This window comes from Aeromonas sp. R1-2 (assembly GCF_040908505.1).
Taxonomy (GTDB): Bacteria; Pseudomonadota; Gammaproteobacteria; order Enterobacterales; family Aeromonadaceae; genus Aeromonas; species Aeromonas veronii.
In genome coordinates this window covers 107,536-129,710 of sequence record NZ_JBFODU010000032.1, presented here as the reverse complement: position 1 = coordinate 129,710, position 22,175 = coordinate 107,536, and the positions used below count along the sequence as shown (strand labels likewise).

Annotated in this window: 18 protein-coding genes; 12 read left to right on the top strand and 6 right to left on the bottom strand. The window is 59.2% G+C overall.

Annotated features, from left to right (window positions below; genetic code table 11):
* The first annotated feature begins 45 nt into the window (after window positions 1-45).
* Window positions 46-1,167 (top strand): anhydro-N-acetylmuramic acid kinase, encoded by a 1,122-nt coding sequence (locus AB5Y76_RS13230; protein WP_263717478.1) that lies wholly within the window; start codon window positions 46-48, stop codon window positions 1,165-1,167.
* A 22-nt stretch (window positions 1,168-1,189) separates the two neighbouring features.
* On the opposite strand, the gene AB5Y76_RS13225 is transcribed toward AB5Y76_RS13230, so the two are convergent.
* Window positions 1,190-2,062: a hypothetical protein gene (locus AB5Y76_RS13225; protein WP_019445246.1), complete on the bottom strand. Its 873-nt coding sequence runs from the start codon at window positions 2,060-2,062 to the stop codon at window positions 1,190-1,192.
* 1,166 nt (window positions 2,063-3,228) lie between these two features.
* Here AB5Y76_RS13225 and AB5Y76_RS13220 point away from each other — a divergent pair.
* Window positions 3,229-4,494 (top strand): RidA family protein, encoded by a 1,266-nt coding sequence (locus AB5Y76_RS13220; protein ID WP_263717477.1) that lies wholly within the window; start codon window positions 3,229-3,231, stop codon window positions 4,492-4,494.
* Window positions 4,495-4,659: 165 nt separating this feature from the next.
* Here the strand turns inward: AB5Y76_RS13220 and AB5Y76_RS13215 are convergent, their stop codons facing one another.
* Window positions 4,660-5,238 (bottom strand): hypothetical protein, encoded by a 579-nt coding sequence (locus AB5Y76_RS13215; protein ID WP_005338515.1) that lies wholly within the window; start codon window positions 5,236-5,238, stop codon window positions 4,660-4,662.
* Window positions 5,239-5,407: 169 nt separating this feature from the next.
* A complete protein-coding gene (tkt, locus tag AB5Y76_RS13210; protein ID WP_005338517.1) occupies window positions 5,408-7,399 on the bottom strand; it encodes a transketolase in 1,992 nt (663 codons plus the stop codon).
* Between the two features lie 349 nt (window positions 7,400-7,748).
* Between tkt and metK the strand changes: the two genes are divergently transcribed.
* The 7 genes from metK to ruvX all read left to right on the top strand — a co-directional run bounded on the left by metK (window position 7,749) and on the right by ruvX (window position 13,412).
* Complete coding sequence (gene metK, locus AB5Y76_RS13205) at window positions 7,749-8,900, top strand: methionine adenosyltransferase (RefSeq protein WP_005338519.1); 1,152 nt, start codon at window positions 7,749-7,751, stop codon at window positions 8,898-8,900.
* Between the two features lie 68 nt (window positions 8,901-8,968).
* Entirely contained in the window at window positions 8,969-9,496 is a 528-nt protein-coding gene (locus tag AB5Y76_RS13200) for a SprT family zinc-dependent metalloprotease (RefSeq protein WP_263717475.1), read from the top strand.
* A 74-nt stretch (window positions 9,497-9,570) separates the two neighbouring features.
* Complete coding sequence (locus tag AB5Y76_RS13195) at window positions 9,571-10,275, top strand: endonuclease (RefSeq protein WP_088869945.1); 705 nt, start codon at window positions 9,571-9,573, stop codon at window positions 10,273-10,275.
* 119 nt (window positions 10,276-10,394) lie between these two features.
* Window positions 10,395-11,126 (top strand): 16S rRNA (uracil(1498)-N(3))-methyltransferase, encoded by a 732-nt coding sequence (gene rsmE / locus AB5Y76_RS13190; protein WP_127006407.1) that lies wholly within the window; start codon window positions 10,395-10,397, stop codon window positions 11,124-11,126.
* A gap of 114 nt (window positions 11,127-11,240) precedes the next feature.
* On the top strand, window positions 11,241-12,191 hold the full coding sequence (gshB, locus tag AB5Y76_RS13185; RefSeq protein WP_263717474.1) for a glutathione synthase: 951 nt from the start codon (window positions 11,241-11,243) through the stop codon (window positions 12,189-12,191).
* 200 nt (window positions 12,192-12,391) lie between these two features.
* Window positions 12,392-12,946, top strand: coding sequence for a YqgE/AlgH family protein (locus AB5Y76_RS13180; RefSeq protein WP_005349793.1), 555 nt, complete (start codon window positions 12,392-12,394; stop codon window positions 12,944-12,946).
* A 43-nt stretch (window positions 12,947-12,989) separates the two neighbouring features.
* Window positions 12,990-13,412 carry a Holliday junction resolvase RuvX gene (gene ruvX / locus AB5Y76_RS13175; RefSeq protein ID WP_005343821.1) on the top strand — a complete coding sequence of 141 codons (423 nt, stop codon included), beginning with the start codon at window positions 12,990-12,992 and terminating at the stop codon, window positions 13,410-13,412.
* A 60-nt stretch (window positions 13,413-13,472) separates the two neighbouring features.
* Here ruvX and dtpB read toward each other — a convergent pair whose 3' ends face one another.
* The 3 genes from dtpB to AB5Y76_RS13160 form a co-directional block, all read right to left on the bottom strand.
* The gene (gene dtpB, locus AB5Y76_RS13170) at window positions 13,473-14,978 is read right to left on the bottom strand and encodes a dipeptide/tripeptide permease DtpB (protein ID WP_263717473.1); all 1,506 of its coding nucleotides are present in this window, start codon (window positions 14,976-14,978) and stop codon (window positions 13,473-13,475) included.
* A gap of 711 nt (window positions 14,979-15,689) precedes the next feature.
* Window positions 15,690-16,652 carry an HTH-type transcriptional regulator YidZ gene (gene yidZ / locus AB5Y76_RS13165; RefSeq protein ID WP_263717472.1) on the bottom strand — a complete coding sequence of 321 codons (963 nt, stop codon included), beginning with the start codon at window positions 16,650-16,652 and terminating at the stop codon, window positions 15,690-15,692.
* Between the two features lie 18 nt (window positions 16,653-16,670).
* Window positions 16,671-17,855 (bottom strand): MFS transporter, encoded by a 1,185-nt coding sequence (locus AB5Y76_RS13160; RefSeq protein ID WP_263717471.1) that lies wholly within the window; start codon window positions 17,853-17,855, stop codon window positions 16,671-16,673.
* Between the two features lie 364 nt (window positions 17,856-18,219).
* On the opposite strand from AB5Y76_RS13160, the gene AB5Y76_RS13155 reads away from it, so the two are divergent.
* The 3 genes from AB5Y76_RS13155 to AB5Y76_RS13145 are packed head-to-tail and all read left to right on the top strand — an operon-like array spanning window position 18,220 to window position 22,137.
* Window positions 18,220-19,140, top strand: coding sequence for a MoxR family ATPase (locus tag AB5Y76_RS13155; RefSeq protein WP_263717495.1), 921 nt, complete (start codon window positions 18,220-18,222; stop codon window positions 19,138-19,140).
* A complete protein-coding gene (locus tag AB5Y76_RS13150; RefSeq protein ID WP_263717470.1) occupies window positions 19,140-20,135 on the top strand; it encodes a DUF58 domain-containing protein in 996 nt (331 codons plus the stop codon). Before AB5Y76_RS13155 ends, AB5Y76_RS13150 begins: the two co-directional genes overlap by 1 nt.
* Window positions 20,122-22,137 carry a DUF3488 and transglutaminase-like domain-containing protein gene (locus tag AB5Y76_RS13145; RefSeq protein ID WP_263717469.1) on the top strand — a complete coding sequence of 672 codons (2,016 nt, stop codon included), beginning with the start codon at window positions 20,122-20,124 and terminating at the stop codon, window positions 22,135-22,137. The genes AB5Y76_RS13150 and AB5Y76_RS13145 overlap by 14 nt, the downstream gene beginning before the upstream one ends.
* Window positions 22,138-22,175: the final 38 nt, after the last annotated feature.

Below are 22,175 nucleotides of genomic sequence, written 5' to 3'. Positions count from 1 at the left end.
CCCTCTCTGCACACCGCATTTTCAAGCAGCAATGTAAGGAGACACATGGCTGAACGCTATATCGGTCTGATGTCGGGAACCAGCATGGACGGCATTGATGCCGTGCTGGTGATGATCGCCGGGGATGAACTGCGGGTCGAAGCGGCGCTTTGTCACCCCTGGCCGCAAGAGACCGCCCGCACGCTGCATGCACTTTGCACACCGAGCGACAACGAAATCGACCGCATGGGGGTGGCCGATAATCTGGTGGCGCGAGAGTTTGCCGCCGCCACCCACGCGCTGCTGGCCAAGGCGAAGCTTGAGCCCAAAGATATTCGCGCCATCGGCAGCCACGGCCAGACGATCCGCCACCGTCCCCAGCTCGGCTTTACCCTGCAGGTCGGCAACGCCGCCCTGCTGGCGGCGCTAATCGGCATCGACGTTATCGCCGATTTTCGCACCATGGATATGGCACTCGGTGGTCAGGGGGCGCCGCTGGTGCCCGCCTTCCATCAGGCGCTGTTTGCCAAACCCGGCGCCCTGCGAGTGGTACTGAACCTCGGCGGCATCGCCAATATCTCGGTGCTGCCGGGCAATCCGGGCGGTGTCTATGGTTTTGATACCGGCCCGGCCAACACCCTGCTCGATGGCTGGTATCGCCGCCATCAGCCCCACGGCGGCAGCTATGACGCCGGTGGCAAATGGGCCGCCAGTGGCAAGCCCATCCCGGCCCTGCTGGAGAAGCTGCTGGCTCACCCCTATTTCGCCGCCCCCGCCCCCAAGAGCACCGGACGGGAGATGTTCACCCTCGATTGGCTCGATGGGGAGCTGGCAGGCACTTCATACGCCCCCGTGGATGTGCAGCGCACCCTGCAGGCGCTCACCTGCCACAGCATCGCCCGCCAACTGCCCGCCCGGCCCGAGTCAGTCGGTACCAGCCAGCCGAAAGCCGAGCTGTTTGTCTGCGGCGGCGGTGCCCATAACGCCCCCTTGCTGAAGGAGCTGGCCAGCCTGCTGCCCGCATGGCGCATCGCCAGCACTGCCGAGCTGGGGCTGGCACCCGACTGGGTGGAAGGCGCTGCCTTTGCCTGGCTGGCCATGTGCTTTGTTCACCGCAAGCCGGGTAACCTGCCCGCCGTCACCGGCGCCAGCCGTCCGGCTGTGCTGGGTGCCCTCTATCCCGCCTGAGTGATGACAAGGGGGCTGCGGATCAGTGTGCCCCCTTGAACAGACGCACAACCTGTTGCCGGATCGGTGCAAACAGCGGGGGCTTTGGCGGCTCCAGATTGATATGGCGCCGCCCGGCACGGGTTTCACAGCGAAGCAGATTCTGGATGTAGTGGTGGTGGGAGCGATGGATCAGCTGTGAAGCCTGATACGCCCACAGTCTGGGCACGCCCCACAGGGTGCTGGCAATCGCACCGACGATACAGAAGAAAGCGGGCTCCTGAATTCCCATCCGGCTGGCGTTCTCCAGCGCCTCCTTGAGCGAGTTGGAGTGAGCAATACAGGTCATGATATTGACCATGAAGGCGTCGTAATCATCCTCCCCACCCTTGCCAACACGCGCCGTCAGGGTCGCCGCGGGCTGATAACCAAACTGATGGCCGATATTTTCCAACACCGTATTCCGCTGGCGGATCACCTTGCCATAAAACATCAGCATCACCATGCAGTCGATCGCCTTGCACAGCGCCTCGTAGTGGGGATGGCTCTTCTTGGGACGCGGCGCCGTGGCGAGGGCCAGCTCTTCAGAGATGGCCAGCAGGCCCACAGGTACGGCGGTGCTGACAAACGAGAGGTCAATCGACAGCTCCAGCCCCTCCTCCCCTTCCATGCGGGCCACAATCACATGTTCGCCAAACAGCCGACGCTGGCGCTCGATAAAGGCGCCAAAGACCAGATCACGAAACTGCTTTTGCGGATAAGGGGTATCGAGCAGGCTCTCGATGGTCATGATGGCGGCGGATACCCGGCCGCGCAGTCGGTAATCGGCAGGAATGGGAAAGCTCTTTCCCAGGCGAGGAGGTAACCGCTGCCCAGATGTTTGACAATACATATCGCCCAGAACGAAACCCAGCATAAATCCTCCACAGTCAGGTAATGATGATCGCGACGCGATCTCGTTTGCCAATCCTGGGCAATGGCCTGCCGGTGCTTCGATGCTCTCCGTCAGGGCTCCTTGATTACCTTATTAATCATACGATTAATAGCGATTGAAAAAAGCGACCTGACTCGCAATCACGCCACTAATTAACAGTTTCATCAAGAAACCATAAAAAGCGGTCGATAAATCCATTTTTTGAAGAATTCACCTTTAAAAACAGCACATTAAAATTTATTCCTGCGAAATCACCTGAACTGTTCCCAAGCCCTGAAAACCATCCCAATCATCACAACCAGCCACCGATGAGGAGCAGATAGGACAAACTCTCAAAAAGTGGAAAAAGCGACGACGCGGGGCAACCCCACCCATCGGGGGATGCAACCGGCGTGAAGATAAGCGAATTGCCACCACCTCCCCTTCCTCATCCAGCGCCACCTCTCATCCAGCACCACAGCTCCCGCACACCGTCACGCCAACGCCATGCTCCCCACTCCTGTGCAGCAGGGGCAGATCCGCCGTGCAAATTCATGGCATAGAATTTTATGGCGTTAATAACAGATCCCGGCTGCCAGCAAGGCGTCATCGAGTATGCAGGAATAATCATTAACAGAGAGGAATGCAAAAGCCATGAATTATATTCCAGAGGTATCTTTAATAAGGTGGATATGCATATTCACGGGAATTTTCATAGCCCCTTAAAAGAGCAGAAAACAGATATCCATGCACCATAATATGCATTATTTGCACATTGGCGCATAATATTAACCCTTTATTCACACGCCAATATCCCGAAGAGGGGGAGAGCAAACCCAGTCAGGACAAGGCTGTCCGCCGGTTCGGCACCATTTGCACACGAATTGGCTGCGATTTCGGGTGAATTGAATAGCAATATGATTAAATTTGCACCCATTGAGCCATCTCATAGAAATGCAATCAGCGGTTTGCAACCCCTGATAGCCACTCATAGAATCGCAGCGTCTGAAATATCTACCCTGTCCTCTTCTCCCTTATTCCTCTCAGTAATTGAGTGGATCACAAATAATAACCGGGGATGCCGCCGCTGGCGCAGTGGCCGTGGCGCACAACAAGATGGGGTAAACCTGTACCTGAATAAACAACAAATATTAAAAAGAGGCATATCTATGAGTGGCACCATCATCAAGTCGGCAAGAAATACCCCCCATGCACCCCAGGATCTGGGCCCCTGCACCCAAACGGTGGCGTTTTCTCATTACAACAATATCTCGGCCCAGCTGCCGGTCGATCCCGCCACCGGCAAGATGGTGAACGGCGATGTCACCGCGCAGGCCAGACAGTGCCTGAGCAACCTCAAGGCGATCATCGAGAGCATCGGCCATGTGATGGACGATATGGTCAAAGCGACCATCTTCCTGAAAGAGATGGCGGATCTGGAGGCGGTCAACGCCGTCTATCGCGAATTCTTCCCGGGCTATCTGCCGACCCGCACCACCCTCGCCGTCGCAGCCCTGCCGCTGGGCGCGCTGGTGCAGATCGATGCCATCATCTCCAACGGCGAAGGCACCTTCCCGCAAGCCCCCTGCCCGCTGATTAAACTGGCCCGCAACAGTGATAAGGCGCCGCGCAACCCGCTCTCCACCCATACCGTGGCCTTCTCCCACTACAACAATATCGGCGCCCAGCTGCCGGTCGATGCGGCCTCTGGCCAACTGGTTGCCGGTGGCATCAAGGAACAGGCGGGCCAGTGCCTGCGCAATATCAAGGCGGTGCTGGAGAGTATCGACGTGCCGTTTGACGATATCGTCAAGGTGACCGTCTATCTGACCAATCTGGCCGATCTGGAGGCCGTCAACGAGGTCTACACCACCTTCTTCCCCGACTCCGCCATCGCCCGCGCCGTCGCCTATCTGCCCGCCCGCTCGGTAGTCAGTGTCGCCGCTCTGCCCATGGGGGCGCAGGTGCAGATGGATGCGGTCATCTCCCACGGTGACGGCACCCCGCCACAACTGGTGGAAGACCGTCACAATCTGGTGATCCGTGCCCGTAATACCGACAAGGCACCACGCAGCCCGCTCCATTGCCAGACTGTCGCCTTCTCCCACTACAACCATCTCTCTGCGCAGCTGCCGATTGACCCCGCCACCGGCAAGATCCTGGCTGGCTGCATCAAGGAGCAGACCGCCCAGTGCCTGAGCAATATCAAGGCGATTGTGGAGAGCATCGGCCATGTGATGGACGATATCGTCAAGGTCAATATCCAGCTCGGCAATATCGCGGATCTGGATGCGGTCAACGCCATCTACACCAAATATTTCCCGGGTTATCTGCCTGCCCGCACCGTATTCGGAGTCAGCGAACTGCCCGCTGGCGCCCTGGTGCAGATGGATGCGGTGATGTCCAACGCGGAAAGCACCCCGCCGCAGGCGTAAAGGTTGCGGAAATAAAAAAGAGACCGGCTATATGCCGGTCTCTTTTTAGGTAACAGGAAGGGGCATTATTTTTATGGCATCGTATTAAAGAACGCGAACGTCCGATTACGCTTCGCTAATCGAACCTACGGGCTAATCAAATCTGCAGAAAATAATTTTTAATGCTTATCTTTTATCTATAGCCTTTTTAATTTCATTATAATAATAGCCTTCTTCAGGCTCTTGACCAAATGCGATCTGCATCATCATTTTGATCATCATAATGGTTCCAACTTGAATTCCTTTTTCATCTATTTCTTGTACTGAATAATCTGGGTGGATTGATAGTTCATAATTCATGACCCAAAAGACACCAATTTTATTTGTAACCTCAAGCATTGTATTAAAAATGCCTACATCAACCTCATAATCTGGCTCTGATATGAATTTAGGTAAGTTATGTGCAATTTCATTACGATGTGCTATTGCTTTTTCAAAATTCTCTATATCGGTGTCACTTATAGCTCCTTGTTCTTTGAACCATAACAATGATGCTTTAAGAGGGCTTCGGCCAAAAGACATAACATCCTTTGAATATTCCTCACTCAGAGTCTCACCATTGATTCCCCAGTTATCAGTAAAAAAGTCTCTTGGTTTTGATATAATGAAATCTCTACACATTTCATATGATGAAATATATACAGAGGCACTCATCAAGTTCTCTCTCAACTTCGTTGGATTTGTTAGCTTCTCCCATGCATCCATGACTATATCTCCGAACAATTAAAATTTATATTGAAGAATAACTCACTATATAAGCAACTATAACAAATTTTATATTTTATATTTCAAACCATAAAAAACGCCCCCCATCTTGCGATGGAGGGCGTTTTATTTTCCGGCTATTGGGCCAGAGTGGCCCAATGGTCAGCTATTACAGGGACTCTGCGGTCGCAACCACGTTTTCCACGGTAAAGCCAAATTCCTTGAACAGCAGCTCGGCCGGTGCGGACTCACCGAAGGTGGTCATACCGATGATCTTGCCGCCGAAACCGACGTACTTGTACCAGTAGTCAGCGATGCCAGCTTCGATAGCCACACGCTTGGTGACAGAGGACGGCAGGACGGACTCTTTGTACTCGGCAGACTGGGCGTCGAACACGTCGGTAGACGGCAGAGAGACCACGCGCACGGCACGGCCCTTGGCAGTCAGCTGCTCATAGGCGGCAACGGCCAGTTCCACTTCGGAACCGGTGGCGATCAGGATCAGCTCCGGAGTACCGGCGCAATCCTTCAGCACGTAGCCACCCTTGGCGGTATCGGCCAGCTGCTGGGCGGTACGGTCCATCTGGGCCAGGTTCTGACGAGAGAAGATCAGAGAGGTCGGGCCGTCGGTACGCTCGATGGCGTGTTTCCAGGCGATGGCGGATTCAACCTGGTCACACGGACGCCAGGTGCTCATGTTCGGAGTCAGACGCAAGGAGGCGATCTGCTCAACCGGCTGGTGAGTCGGGCCATCTTCACCCAGACCGATGGAGTCGTGGGTGTAAACGAAGATAGCGCGCTGCTTCATCAGGGCGGCCATGCGCAGGGCGTTGCGGGCGTACTCCATAAACATCAGGAAGGTAGCGCCGTAGGGGATGAAACCACCGTGCAGGGCGATACCGTTCATGATGGCGGACATGCCGAACTCGCGTACACCGTAGTGGATGTAGTTGCCGGAGGCATCGTCGTTGGTCAGAGACTTGGAGCCGGACCACATGGTCAGGTTGGACGGCGCCAGGTCGGCAGAGCCACCCATGAACTCCGGCAGCAGCTTGCCGAAGGCTTCCAGAGAGTTCTGGGACGCTTTACGGGTCGCAATCTTGGCCGGGTTGGCTTGCAGGGTTTCGATGATCTTGGCGGATTCAGCAGCCCAGTTGGCCGGCAGTTCGCCAGCGGTGCGGCGCTTGAATTCGGCAGCCAGAGTCGGGTGAGCGGCTTCATAGGCGGCGAACTTGGCAGCCCAGTCGGCTTCCAGTGCAGCACCCTTCTCCTGAGCGTTCCACTCGGCAGCGATATCGGCCGGGATAACGAACGGAGCGTGGTCCCACTTCAGGAATGCGCGAGCAGCGGCGATCTCGTCGTTGCCCAGCGGTGAGCCGTGGCAGTCGTGAGAACCGGATTTGTTCGGAGAACCGTAACCGATGATGGTGCGGCAGCAAATCAGAGTCGGCTTGCCGGTCTCGGCCTTGGCGGCTTCGATGGCGGCATTGATGGCTTCCGGGCTGTGACCGTCAACAGCCGGGATAACGTGCCAGCCGTAGGCTTCGAAACGCTTGACGGTGTCGTCGGTGAACCAACCTTCTACGTGACCGTCGATGGAGATACCGTTGTCATCCCAGAACGCGATCAGTTTGCCCAGTTGCAGGGTACCTGCCAGGGAGCACGCTTCGTGGGAGATACCTTCCATCAGGCAGCCGTCGCCCATAAAGGCGTAGGTGTAGTGGTCAACGATGTCGTGGCCCGGCTGGTTGAACTGCTCAGCCATGGCTTTTTCGGCGATCGCCATACCAACGGCGTTGGTGATGCCCTGACCCAGCGGGCCAGTGGTGGTTTCAACGCCCGGTGCATAGCCGTACTCCGGGTGACCCGGGGTGCGAGAGTGCAGTTGGCGGAAGTTTTTCAGATCGTCGATGGAGAGGTCATAACCGGAGAGGTGCAGCAGGGAGTACAGCAGCATGGAGCCGTGGCCGTTGGAGAGAATGAAACGGTCGCGGTCGGCCCACTTGGGGTTGTTCGGGTTATGTCTGAGGTGGCTACGCCACAGCACTTCGGCGATATCCGCCATTCCCATGGGGGCGCCCGGGTGACCGGAGTTGGCTTTTTGAACGGCATCCATACTCAATGCACGAATGGCATTGGCAAGCTCTTTACGAGAAGGCATCTGAATCTCCTGCGATTGCTTCATTTGATGGCCAAGATTAAGGCGCGTTATTGTCCCAGCAGGGCGCGCGGCGTGCAAATATTATCTGGATGAATAAAGTGGCTTTGGGAGGACAATCGCTTTTCTTGCCCCCTATTGACCAAAGCAACCAGAGAAAAACGTTTGATTTCCATCCCTTTCGGGATAGGAGAGCACCGCTTGTGCCCCATTGGACACGGCGCGACAAAATAGTGCTGGCAATCACGGGGGGCGCTAATTAAAATAGACGTCCAGATGTAGATACCTCTACACCATCCCATTCATCCGGTTATTGCCGTGGCGATAACCCAGACAAGCTGAGACTCTTATCATGGCAAAGCTGTTTACTTCCGAGTCGGTCTCCGAAGGCCATCCCGACAAGATTGCGGACCAGATCTCCGATGCGGTACTGGACGCCATCCTCAAGCAAGATACCAAGGCACGCGTTGCCTGCGAGACCCTGGTCAAGACCGGTATGGTCATGGTGGCCGGCGAAGTAACCACCTCTGCCTGGGTTGATATCGAAGAGATCGTGCGTGATACCGTACGTGAAATCGGCTACACCCACTCCGACATGGGCTTCGATGCTGACTCCTGTGCCGTGCTGAACGCCATCGGCAAGCAGTCCCCGGATATCAACCAGGGCGTTGACCGCAGCGATCCGCTGGAGCAGGGCGCTGGCGACCAGGGCCTGATGTTCGGCTACGCCACCAACGAAACCGACGTGCTGATGCCCGCCCCCATCACCTACTCTCACCTGCTGGTGAAGCGTCAGGCTGAAGTGCGCAAGAACGGCACCCTGCCGTGGCTGCGTCCGGATGCCAAGAGCCAGCTGACCTTCGCCTACGACGACGCAGGCAAGATCATCGGCGTGGATGCCGTGGTGCTGTCTACCCAGCACGCCGAATCCATCAGCCACAAAGATCTGGTTGAAGCGGTACGCGAAGAGATCATCAAGCCGGTGCTGCCGGCCGAGTGGGTCAACAAGGACACCAAATACTTCATCAACCCGACCGGCCGTTTCGTTATCGGCGGCCCGATGGGTGACTGCGGTCTGACCGGTCGCAAGATCATCGTCGACACCTACGGCGGCATGGCCCGTCACGGTGGTGGCGCCTTCTCCGGTAAGGATCCGTCCAAGGTTGACCGCTCCGCTGCTTACGCCGCCCGCTACGTTGCCAAAAACATCGTTGCCGCCGGTCTGGCCGATCGCTGTGAAATCCAGATCTCCTACGCCATCGGCGTGGCCGAGCCGACCTCCATCAGCGTCGAAACCTTCGGTACTGCCAAGGTCGCCGAGGAGCTGCTGGTCAAGCTGGTGCGCGAGCACTTCGAACTGCGCCCGTATGGTCTGATCGAAATGCTGGATCTGAAGCGTCCGATCTACCAGGCTACCGCTGCCTACGGTCACTTCGGTCGCGACGAGTTCCCGTGGGAGCAGACCGACAAGGCCGAACTGCTGCGTTCCGCCGCTGGCCTGTAAGGCTCGCTGTTGTGATAAAAGGGGAGCCTGGCTCCCCTTTTGCTTATCCGCCATTTGACGAGATGTTGATGTCTGCCACTCCTGCCCAGCTTGTCACCCTGCTGCAACAACGCGTAGAAGCCTGCTTTGTGCAGGCCGAGGCGCGCCTTGGCCGCACCTTCCCCCGCCCGCGGATCTACTGCAATATGCGGGGCCGGGCGGCGGGATCGGCGCGGCTGCAAACCTGGGAGCTGCGCTTCAATCCCGCCCTCTATCAGGCTAACCAGAAGGCGTTTCTGGATGAGGTGGTGCCCCACGAGGTGGCCCATCTGCTGGTTCACGCCCTGTGGGGTGACGGCCGTGGCAAAAACCGGGTCTTACCTCACGGCAAGCAGTGGCAGTCGGTGATGCGGGAGGTGTTCGGCCTGGAGCCCAGAACCACCCACAGCTTCGATCTGGCGGTACTGGCCCAGCGCACCGTGCCCTATCGCTGTCACTGCCAGCAGCATCAGCTCTCTATTCGCCGCCACAACAAGGTGGTGCGCGGCGAGGCCCGCTATCACTGTCGTCGCTGCAAGCAGCCGCTGGAGCGGGAACGGCCGGAGCCAGAGCAGTAAGCCAGCTTGTGTCGCGCCCCTGTTGTAGGGTGCCCGCCATCGTTCGTCAATCACCCCGTTTTGCAAGGAATCCCATGCGTTTCATCTCCTCCCTCGCCCTGACCCTGCTGGCCGGTTTGCCGCTGCTCAGCGCGCCCCTGCACGCCCAGACCTTTCGCGAAGCCAAGCAGGATCTGGTGAAGCTCTATCGCAGCCAGCCTGCGGTCACCACCTTCTACTGCGGCTGCGACATCGACTATCAGGGCAAGAAAATGAGCCCGGATCTCGCCAGTTGCGGCTATGAGCCGCGCAAGCAGGCCAAGCGTGCCGCCCGCATCGAGTGGGAACACGTGGTCCCCGCCTGGGAGTTCGGCCACCAGCTGCAGTGCTGGCAGGATGGCGGCCGCAAAAACTGCGAGAAGGTGAGCCCCGAGTTCAACAAGATGGAGGGGGACATGCACAACCTCTTCCCCGCCATTGGCGAGGTGAACGGCGATCGGGCCAACTACCGCTTCTCCGACTGGAACGGCAAGCCGGATCAGTACGGTCAGTGCCAGATGCTGGTGGATTTCAAGGATCGTCGGGTGCAGCCGCCCAAGGGCTCGGTACGGGGTCAGATTGCCCGCGCCTACCTCTACATGAGCCAGCAGTATGGGCTGCGTCTGGCAGCGCAACAGCGTAAACTGTTTGAAGCCTGGGACAGGCAGTACCCGGCAGAGGGCTGGGAGTGCGAGCGCAATCGCCGCATCGGCAAGCTGCAGGGCAATACCAATCCCTTTATTGAAAAGCAGTGCCAATAACCCCATTTGACCAGGGAGGGGGATCGCCCCTCCTATCATGAGGCCCTTCCCCACTGCCGCGTGAGCCTTGCTCGCAGCAGGATATGAAGGGTTTCCAAGCAAGAGACTGACAAGCAGCCATGCGCATTCCACGTATCTATGAACCGGCCACCCTGCAAGTTGGCCAGACCATCGCCCTGTCGGAAGACGGCGCCAACCATATCGGCCGGGTACTGCGCATGCAGCCGGGCCAGCAACTCGAGCTGTTCAACGGTGATGGCAATCAATATCCCGCCACTATCTCCAGCGTCGGCAAAAAGTCGGTGGAAGTGACCATCGACAGTTGTGACGCCCAATCGGTGGAGTCACCGCTGGCCATCCACCTCGGTCAGGTGATCAGCCGTGGTGACAAGATGGACTTCACCATCCAGAAATCGGTGGAGCTGGGCGTCACCTGTATCACCCCGCTCTTCTCCGAGCGCTGCGGCGTCAAGCTGCCAGCCGATCGACTGGAGAAAAAGCGCGAGCAGTGGCAGAAGGTGGTGATCAGCGCCTGCGAACAGTGCGGCCGCAACGTGGTGCCAGAGGTACGCATGCCGATGGAGCTGGACGCCTGGCTGGCGGAAGAGACCAAGGAGCTCAAGCTCAACCTGCACCCGCGCGCCGAGTACAGCATCAACACCCTGCCCGTTCCCGAGCACGGCGTGCGCCTGCTGATTGGCCCGGAAGGGGGATTGTCGAGCGACGAGATCGCCCGTACCGTGCAGGAAGATTTCAAAGAGATGCTGCTGGGGCCGCGGGTGCTGCGCACCGAAACCGCCGCCCTGACGGCGATCACTGCGCTGCAGTGCCGCTTTGGCGATCTCGCTTGATACTATCGGCCGCATCAATCAGCCTCATGGCTGCATCGACGCAGCCGCAAGCGGCCGATTACGCTGCGCTAATCGACCCTATAACCCTATCGAGCCATTAAAAAGGAACAGCGGATGACCATTAAACTCGGCATCGTGATGGACCCCATCTCGGCCATCAACATCAAGAAAGATTCCAGCTTTGCCATGCTCGAAGAGGCGCAAAAGCGCGGCTATGAGCTCTTCTATCTGGAGATGAAGGATCTCTACATGGAAGCTGGTCGCGCCTTTGGCACCATGCGCCCGCTCACCGTCAAATATGACTATGCCGACTGGTACACGCTGGGCGAGGTGGTGGATCAGCCCCTCTCCAACCTCGATGTGATCCTGATGCGCAAGGATCCGCCGTTCGACACCGAATTTATCTACGCCACCTACATGCTGGAGCGGGCCGAGGATGAGGGTTGCCTTATCGTCAACAAGCCGCAGAGCCTGCGTGACGCCAACGAGAAGCTCTACACCGCCTGGTTTGCCGAACACACCCCGACCACGCTGGTGACCCGCCGCGCCGACAAGCTGCGCGCCTTCCACGCCAAGCACAAAGACGTGATCTTGAAGCCCTTGGACGGCATGGGCGGCGCCTCCATCTTCCGCATGAAGGAAGATGACGCCAACGTCGGCGTGATTATCGAGACCCTGACCGCCCACGGCAGCCAGTACTGCATGGCGCAGACCTATCTGCCCGCCATCAAGGATGGCGACAAGCGGGTGCTGGTGGTGGACGGTGAACCGGTTCCCTACTGCCTCGCCCGCATTCCGGCGCAAGGCGAGACCCGTGGCAATCTGGCGGCCGGTGGCCGTGGTGAGGCCCGCCCCCTGAGCGAAGCTGACTGGGCCATCGCCCGCGCGGTGGGCCCGACGTTGAAAGAGAAAGGGCTAATCTTCGTCGGCCTCGACATCATCGGCGATCGACTGACCGAGATTAACGTCACCAGCCCGACCTGCATTCGCGAGATTGAAGCGACCTTCGACGTGCATATCACCGGCATGCTGATGGATGCCATCGAGCGTCGGCTGGCCCAGTAATCACCTGGCAGGCTAACCGGCCTGTTCAGGGGTAACCGCCCCCGACAAGCCCGGAAAAAGAGAGGGTGGCCCGGCGCCACCCTCTCTGTTTCAAGACAATCCGGAAAGGGGCGGGATCTCGCCCAGCCCAAAAAGCGGTTTTTCCCATGGGGATCAACTGCCATAATTGACCTCAAATACCTTTGCACTATTTGGCCTCTATGCAAACACTGCAAAATCACTTCCTGCTTGCCATGCCAAGCCTGACGGATCCCTATTTCGAGCGCTCGCTGGTCTATCTGTGCGAGCACAACGAAGAGGGCGCCATGGGACTGGTCGTCAACATTCCGGTTGAGATGTCGCTGGAAACCATGCTGACCCAGCTCCAGCTCAATCCGCCCAACAACCCGGAACTCAAGCAGCCGGTGCTGCAAGGGGGGCCGGTTCACGCCGATCGCGGCTTCGTGCTGCACAGCTTCCGCCCCGGTTTCAACTCCACCCTGCAGGTGGGGGATGAGATGATGGTGACCACCTCCAAGGATATTCTGGAAACCCTGGGTACGAGCGAAGCCCCTGCCCATTGGCTGGTGGCCCTTGGCTATGCCGGCTGGAGCGCCGGGCAGCTGGAGCAGGAGCTGGTGGACGGCGCTTGGCTGGTGATCCCCCCCAATCCGGCTCTGGTGTTCAAGACCCCCATTCACAAACGTTGGCAGCAAGCTGCCGCCAGCATAGGGGTGAACCCGGTTCACCTCTCCAGCGACATCGGCCACAGCTGATCGGCTGGCCCGCTCCGCTCTCTATTTCGAGGATTTATCAGTTATGTCATCACGCAGCATCATGGGCTTTGACTATGGCACCAAGAGCATTGGCGTCGCCATCGGTCAGGAGCTGACTGGCACTGCCCAGCCTCTGCGCGCCCTCAAGGCCAACGACGGCATCCCCAACTGGGACGAGATTGAGAAGCTGCTCAAGGAGTGGCAACCGGACCTGCTGGTGGTCGGCCTGCCGCTGAACATGGATGGCACCGATCAGGAGATCACGGTACGGGCCCGCAAATTCGGCAACCGGCTGCATGGCCGTTTCGGCAAGCCGGTGGAGTTCAAGGATGAGCGACTCACCACCACAGATGCCCGTGCCCGGCTGTTTGAGCGGGGCGGCTATCGCGCGCTGGAAAAGGGCAGTGTGGACGGGGTATCGGCGCAGCTGATCGTCGAAGCCTGGATGGAAGAGCAGTACAACTAAGCCATCAACAGCAAGGCAAGGGTCACAGCCCTTGCCTTGTCTCGCACTATCCTCCCCTCATTACGCCTGTGATTGACCCGCGCCCAGCCCCTCGGCCTCTGTCGGCGTCGCATTCATCATCCGGTTGAGCCAGGGCACCATCAGCCCCATCACTACCGCAATCAGCAAGGTCGCCATCCCGATCTTGCCAAACACGCCGGTGTAAATGGGCAAAGTTTGCAGCGGATCCGTCATCCCTTGCGGCACGGCGGTAAAGGTCGCCACATAGCCACCCAGCAGGGACGCCATCGCCTGAGTCAGGAACCACATTCCGAGAATGAAGCCCATCAGGCGTTGCGGCACCAGCGCGGCGACCATAGCCAGCCCCAGGGCGCTTATCATCAGCTCGCCCAGACTCTGGAACAGGTAGATAAGCACCATAAACCAGGGGGAGGTAAGCCCCTGCTCATCGGCAAACCACCAGCCGGATGCCGCCGCCGTCAGAAAGCCCAGCGAGCAAAAGAACATCCCGAGGGTGAACTTGAGCGGCATGGTGAGATCCCGCCCCTTGCTGCCCATCCGGGTATAGATCATCGCGAGTACCGGGCTACCCAGCACCACCCAGAAGGGGTTGAGCGCTTGGAAGCTGATGGGGTTGACGCTCATGCCCAGCATTTCGTGGTGCATGTTGTTGATGGCAAAGAAGTTAAGCGAGGTCGGCATCTGGGCATACAGCACATAGAAGAGCACCGCCTCCAGCATCAGCACGAAGGCCACATACATCTTGTTGCGGCCCACTGTGTCGAGCCTGAATGCCTCGCGGAAGAAGAAGATCACCACGGCGATGGTCACCGTCATCAACACCATGTTGGCGATCACCACGTGGTGCATCAGCCAGGCACAGAAGAAGACCATGGCTACCGACCCCAATATAACCAGCAGCAGCTTGCTGTAATCGAGCGGCAGGTGATCCGGTTCGGAGCCAATATCCTTCACCATATTGCGGCAGGCAAAGAAGGTGAGCAGCGCAATAATCAGCCCCACCCCGCACAGGTTATAGGTCACTGTATAGCCGTAGTGATCGGCAATCACCGGCGCGAGCGAGAGGGAAATAAGGGAGCCGATATTGATCGACATATAGAACAGGGTAAAAGCCCCATCCAGCCGCGGATCTTTTGGCTGGTAGCATTTTGAAAGCAGGCTGGCCGGATTGGCCTTGAACAGACAGTTACCGACTGCAATGGTGCCCAGCGCATAGAAAATCAGGTCGGGATTGTAGATCGACAGGCCGGTCATAAAGTAGCCTATCACCAGCACCACGGCCCCCAGCACCATGGTGCGCTTGGTGCCGAGTACATGGTCACCGACATAGCCACCGACCGAGATCAGGCCATATACCAGCGCCGAGAAGGCACCGAAAGTAATAAAGGATTGCTCTTGGGAAAATCCCAGTTGCTGTACAAAGAAGACCGCCAGGATCCCCTGCACGCCGTAATAACCGAAGCGCTCCCAGAGTTCGACGAAAAATATCATAAAGAAGGGTTTGGGTTGTTGTAACAACCCTGTGGGTGCTGTTGCTGGACGCATATCAACCTGCCTTTGCTGAGATTTATTTTTATTAATCTGGTGGTGGCTGTCGCACTATTTTTTGCCCGCCATTGCCATAACGGAGAGCACAGTCAGCCTGCCAATCTGGCTATTTTCGGGTGCACGGGTCCCGTTCGATGAAAGGTGTTTTTCATCTAGCCGGTTTCAATTACGGGTTATCGGGGGATGGTGAGTGGCGTCCCCCAGTACAGTTACCGGCTCCGGGTTCTACCTTTGCAGCATCCCTTTACTCAAGCCGGTCTATCAACCTTGATGCTTATTCCCCTCTGCTCCGTCACTCATGGCTGGTGGCCAGATAGCCGGGGCATGGCACGGCCACAGACGACCTGTGGGGCTGGCTCACGTCGCGCTCTACTGGCTATCACACTACACAGGCGCTATCTAACCCCGCCATTCCAAGGGGTGCCATGCTATATCACTGCAAATACAGGAACTTAATGGTCGATCACACTTTAATTTTGACCATTGGTGAAGTTTTCTAATGAAACCACATGAATTTTTTTCGTGAAAAGAGCTTCACTCGAGACGTGCAACCAAGGCCGAACTGTGCATAAAGAGAGTTGAATGGCACACAGCTTGAACCCGAACTCGGCACTTCAGTCGTGCCAAAGCCCGCTCATCCGGGCGATGCGACAACAAAAAGCCGGAGCAGATGGCTCCGGCTGATCAATGGGTACCGTCTCGGCCACATTAGCGTGGCGATTCGTCGTTGTAGAGTCGCCGGATCTCGTTGCGCAGCCACATCACCTTGGCATCCTGATTGTGCCGCTTGTGCCACAGCAGGATGAAGGCGATCTCCAGCTGGGCGTAGAGCTTCTCCGGTAGCGGCAGCGGCATGGCGATCAGATTGCCATGATGCCGACTGGCATAACCACCGCAGTAGGAAGGAGCCACCGCAATCAGTTCGTGGCTCGACTGGGAGGCGATATGCAGCGCCTGCTCGAAGCTGGAGACCATGATGGGCACCTCCCGCTTCAATCCCTCATCCTCCAGCAGACTGTCGAGGGCCCAGGTATCGTTCGCTTCCCACACCATGCTGATCTGGGGGCTGGCCAGAAAGTTCTCCAGCGACCACTTCTGCTCGAGCAAGGGGTGATCCTTGCGCAGAAAAACCACCGGGCGATCGGTAAACAGCACCTCGTGATCGATGTAGTAGGGCAACCGATTGACCTTGGCCAAGGAGCGGCCATGGGTCTCGCGGGCGCAGAAGCCGAGATCCGCATCGCCGTTGACGATGTCGTTGAGGGAGTGGTGATCCCACCCCAGCATCCTGACCACTGAGTTGGGGTACTTCTGGTAGATGGTCATGGGCAGATCGCTCAGGAAGCTGATGTAAAAGGGGGACTCCATCACCAGCGTGAAGCGGGCACCGTCGGGGATCGCCTCGCTATTGAGCGAGGTGATGCTGTCGGTGAGCTGGAACCAGACTTTCAGCTCCTCCTCCAGGGTCAGGGAGAGGTTGGTGGGCTGCAATCCCTGCCGTACCCGCACAAACAGGGGATCATCAAACCACTCCCGCAATTTGGCCAAAGACTTGCTCACCGCCGACGGGGTGACACAGAGCTTTTTGGCCGCCCCTGCCACACTGCGCTCCTGCATCAGGTACTTGAAGACCACCAGCAGGTTCAAATCGAGTTCACCCAGATTGCGCATATCCCCTCTCATCTTCCATCAGCCCTGCGACCGCGCTTCACGAAGCGCGAGCCATGGTACCAGCCCTTTGACAGCCAGGTAACTGAGCAGAGCCAGCATCAGGGCATAGATCAGCATCTCGGTCGGGGCAAAGCCAAGTTGGCCCAGCAGCCAGATATAGAGGCCGGAGAGGCTGATCTGCATGATGCAGAGCACCGCGCTGGCGAACGCCACATTGTGTTGACAACCATCGAGCGCCTCCCCCATCGCCACTCCGAAGCCACAGGAGAAGCCGACACAGACCAACGCAAATCCCGGTAACAGCAGATGGATATTGCCCCCCAACTGCCAGCACCCGAGTAGAAAACACGCAGCCAGCAGATAAGCCAGATGGGATACCGCCAGCACCTTGTGCTTACCAAGCCAGCGCAACAGCAGAGGGGTCAGGAAAGAAGTAGACATACTCACCCCGGCCATCACCATCATCACGATGGAGTACTGCTCTGTGGTGAAACCAAACTCCTTCATCAGGATCAGCGGCGAGACGCTGACATAGACCAAAATGGCGGTCACACTGGCACTGGTCAGCAGGGAGAGCAACATAAAGCGCGGGGAGCGCAGCAGGGCAAGCAGCAGGGCAAAAGGCAGCGCAGCACCACTGCCCGGTTGCCGGGCCGGATGGGTCTCCTTGAGCAGCAACAAATTCACCAGACCGCTGATGGCCGCCACCAGCGCCATCGCCACGAAGATCCCGCGCCAGTCAAAATGGGACAGGATGAGGTAACCGAGCACCGGCGCCAGCACCGGGATCACGCAGATGACCCCGTTGATCATCGAGAGCGCCATCGCCAACCGCTCCTGACTCAACACGTCCCGCAGCACGGTAAAGGTCATGATATAGAGCGCCCCCGCCCCGACCCCCTGCCAGAAACGGCCGAGGTAGAACTGGGTGATCCCTTCGGCATGACCCGCCACCAGCGAGGCGATGACAAAAATCAACGCCCCCCCGAGCACCACCCAGCGCCGCCCGTAGCGATCGGCAATCATTCCCCCCAGCAGCACGGTCGCAGCCATGCCAAACAGATAGATGGAGAAGGCGGTGTGGATCTGCGCCTCGCTCGCCTGCAGGGCATCGGCAATCTGGGACACGGCGACCAGATAGAGATCGATCCCGACCGGATAGAGAATGATCATCAGAAAAGTGCACAACAGGAATACAGGCATGAACGCTCCATAACAGATTGGCGTGCCGATGCCTGCCAGATCACAGAGACAGGCGAACAGTGGCGGGGCCAAGGTGGTGACAAAGCTAGCAACGCAGCGCGTCGCAATGGGGCAACTATATGGGTGCCCACCGCCCTCACCTAGTGAAGAGATGGCGATCGGTACATTCCAATCAGGAAATATTGTATTGAGCTGCGTGCCTGGACGGCCATATTGAATCGAGCAGATTCAGCAATAAACCGGGTCACCTCCCGCTCATTGCCATCCCTGCGCTGCACTTTACCGCCCGTCTGTTATCTGCCTTCGCCCTTGCGGGCGTATAAGCTGTAGGTGCGACGCAATACAGGGAATGTGTATGAAGGGAATGAAAAGAGAAGAGCAGATTGCCGGGCTGCTGGCGGCACTGGAGCAAGTCATTCTGGGCAAGCCGCTACAGCTGAAAATCGCGCTGGTGACCCTGCTGGCGCGCGGTCATCTGCTGATCGAGGATCTGCCCGGCATGGGCAAGACCACCCTGGCCCACGCGCTGGCACAGGCACTGGGGCTGGCATGCCGGCGGATGCAGTTCACTGCCGATCTGCTCCCCGCCGACCTGCTGGGGCTTCAGATTTTTGACCCCCAGCAGCAAACATTTCGCTTTCACCCCGGCCCCATCTTCACCCAGGTACTGCTGGCGGACGAGATCAACCGGGCCAGCCCCAAAGTACAGAGCGCCCTGCTGGAGGCGATGGCCGAGGACAAGGTGAGCATTGAGGGGAATACGCATCCCCTCCCCGATCCGTTTTTCGTCATCGCCACCCAGAACCCGGCGGATCAGGCGGGCACCTATCCACTGCCGGAGTCCCAACTCGACCGCTTCGCCGTGCGACTCTCGCTGGGTTTTCCGCCGCGAGAGGCGGAGCGCCAGTTGCTGCGCGGCAACCAGCCGACTGACCCGTTGCCCGCCATGCTGAATGCCGCCGAGCTGGCTGCCCTGCAAGCGGAAGGTGATGCTATCCATGTTTCCGATACCACCCTCGACTACCTGCTAGCGCTGGTGCACCAGAGCCGCTTTGATGGGGATCTGCCACAGCCCCTCTCCCCCAGGGCAGCCCAGACCTTGCTGGCGGTGAGCCGGGCCTGGGCGCTGGTGGCGGGGCGGCGCTTCGTCACGGTGGAGGATGTGCAGGCAGTCTTCCCCTATGTGGCCGAGCATCGGCTGCGGGGCAGCTTTGGCGTACAGCACGGCGAAGCCTGCCCCCTGAGCCAGCGATTGCTGGCCAAAGTTGATCCGGACAATCCCTGATGAACAAATTGCTAAACCGTTGGCAGCAGTGGCGAGCCAGCTGGCAACGACGCTGGCTCGACCGCCGCATTCCCCCGGCCCGCCAGATCACGCTGGGTACCCGCAGCCTCTTTATCCTCCCCACCCGCATGGGGCTGCTCTATCTGCTGGTGCTGCTCGCCATCTATCTGCTAGGCACCAACTACCAGAACAATCTGGTGCTGCTGGTGGCCTACTGCCTCGGCAGCCTGTTTATGGCAGCCATGTGGCTCACCCACCGCAACCTGCTGGGGCTGGAGCTACTGGGGGGCCCGCTGGTGCTGGGGGAAGCGGGTAGCCAGCTTCCTATCCGCATCTTGGTGCAGAGCCCTCGCCCAGTGCAGGCACTTCACTTTAGCCTCAACGCAGGCACCCTCTGGCTGGCACAGACCGACGCTGTGCCCAGCTCAGTTATCCTGCCAGTATCGGGCTCTCGCCGCGGGCCACTGCCCCTTGGTCGATTGCGGGTCGAGAGCCGCTACCCCCTCGGTCTGTTTCGCTGCTGGTCCCTGCTGGACTTGCAACTGGAGGGCTGGCTCGCCCCCAAACCGGAGTACGGGGCACTGAGGGGGGAAGCGTCGGGTGACAACAAGGGTCAGCAGGGCCAGCCTGCACCCGCCCCCCTTGGCGACTTCGATACCCTGCGGGCACATCAGGCTGGTGAGCCACTGAGCCGAGTCGCCTGGAAGCAACTTGCCCAAGGGCGCGGCCTGCTGACCAAACAGTTCCATGAACCGCAGCAGGATGACACTCACCTCACCTTGCAGCGGGTCGCAGGCGGGGATCTGGAGCAGCGGCTGGCGGTGCTGGCCTGGTGGTGCGCCGATTACGGCAAGCGGGGCATCCCCTTTACCCTGACGCTGACAAACCAGACGCTGGGGCCCGATAGCGGCGCCGCCTTTGTGCAGCGCTGCCTGCTGGCACTGGCCCAGTTCGATGCCACACCACAGAAGAGCACGCAGGATGCTGCTCGATAACCGCCGTCTGCTGCCACTCATCGCCCTGCAACAGCTGCTGCTGGTCGCGGCGCTCTGGCCCCAACTGCAACTCTGGGTAGTGGCGGTGGGCGCCATCACCCTCGGCCTCCGGGCCATTATGCTGTGGCGCGGCTGGCAGCCCCTGCCTGCCCGCTGGTTGGCGCTGCTGGCCATCACAACCGTGGTGTTGCTGGGGTTGCAGTGGCGCACATTGGGCACCCTGCCCGCCCTGATCAATCTGCTCTGGCTCGGCTATAGCCTCAAGATGATCGAGGTACGGCGCGAGCGGGATATCGAGCAGGTGCTGCTGCTCGCCTTCTTTCTGATCGCGCTGACGCTGGTGCAGCGACAGAGCATCGGCTGGACGGCCGGAATGACAGTAGCGCTCTGGCTGGCAGTGACCGCGCTGGTGGCCACCATCGCTCCCGAGCAGAAACGGCCTTGGCGCAGCGCGGGCGGCGCCCTGCTGCTGGCGCTTCCCCTGCTCATCACTCTGTTTCTGCTGCTGCCGAGGCTCCCGCCCCTCTGGCAGATGCCCACCACCAGCCGCGCACTGTCGGGGCTCTCGGAAGAGCTGGCCCCCGGCGATATCAGCGAACTGGTCAACTCCTCCGAACTGGCGTTTCGGGTCACCTTTGCCGATGGCCCGCCCCCTGTCCGCGAGCGCTATTTTCCGGTGATGCGCCAAGAAGTTTTCGATGGTCAGCGCTGGTTGCTGAGCCCCGAGGTCAAAGCATGGCAGCAGACAGTGCCGGTGCAGACCGGGCTCACCCTTCTGGCATCCTCTTCACAGGCCAACACTCAACTGGCAGATAGTCCGTTACCCGCCGGGAGCTACGAGGTGATCGCCGAGCCCCAGCGCCACCGCTGGGCCTTTGCCCTGAGTGAGCCGCGTCTGCTGGCGGGCCCGGTGCTGCTTACCCCTCTCGACACCCTCTATCGGCAGGGGAGCGGCGAGGTGGCGATCCGCTATCGCATTGGCCGCGGTGAAGCGCAGCCCGAGGATGACCACCAAGCTGCCCAGCGCAACCTGCAACTGCCAGCCGGGGGTAACCCGAGGGCGCACGCCTATGGCCAAGGGCTGGCCGCACGCCATCCGGATCGCGCAGCGCTGGTCACCGCCCTACTCGCGCAGTTTCGCAGCCAATCCTATTACTACACTCTGACCCCGCCACGACTTGGCCGTGACGGGGTGGATGGATTTCTGTTCGATACCAAGCAGGGCTTTTGCGGCCACTACGCCATGGCGACTGCCTTCGTGCTGCGCGCTGCCGGTATTCCGGCACGGCTGGTCACCGGTTATCTCGGCGGCGAGTGGAATCCCACGGGCAACTATCTGGCGGTACACCAGTTCGATGCTCACGCCTGGGTGGAGTATCTCGATGAAGGGGGAACATGGCAGCGAATCGACCCCACGGCGGCAGTGGCACCGGAACGCATTGAAGGCGGCGTGAGGGAGGCTCTGAGCGACGAGTTTACCGCTGCCGACCCCCTCGCTTTGCAGCGTTATCGCAACTGGGCTCTGCTCAATCAGCTGCGCTGGTGGGGCAACAATATCGACTACCAGTGGAGTCGCTGGGTGATTGGTTACGATGCGGGTCAGCTCTGGCAACAAGTCGGCCTGCGCTGGCCCGCACTGGCGGGGCATACTCCCTGGTTGATCCTCGCCAGCCTGATGCTGGTCGCCCTGCTGGTGAGCCTGCCCCTGCTGTTGCCCGCCCGCCTGCCGCCAGAGCGGCGCATCTGGCAGCCCCTGCTCAAACGGGGTAAACGCAGCGGCTACCCACCAGAGCCCGCCGAGAGCATGGGGGCATGGTGCGAGCGGCTGGCACGGCTGCGTCCCGACCTTGCCCACGCCCTGCTAAAGAGTGCGTGGCTCTATCGACTCTGGCGTTATGCCCCCCTCAGCGAACGGCAACAAGGGCGCTGCTGGCGCCAGTTACGACGGCGTATCAGACAGCTCGCCCAGCGCTGGGATCAACAGCCAACGAGTGCGCCATAAAAGAAGGGGGAGCCACCGGCTCCCCCTTCAGGTTTTAA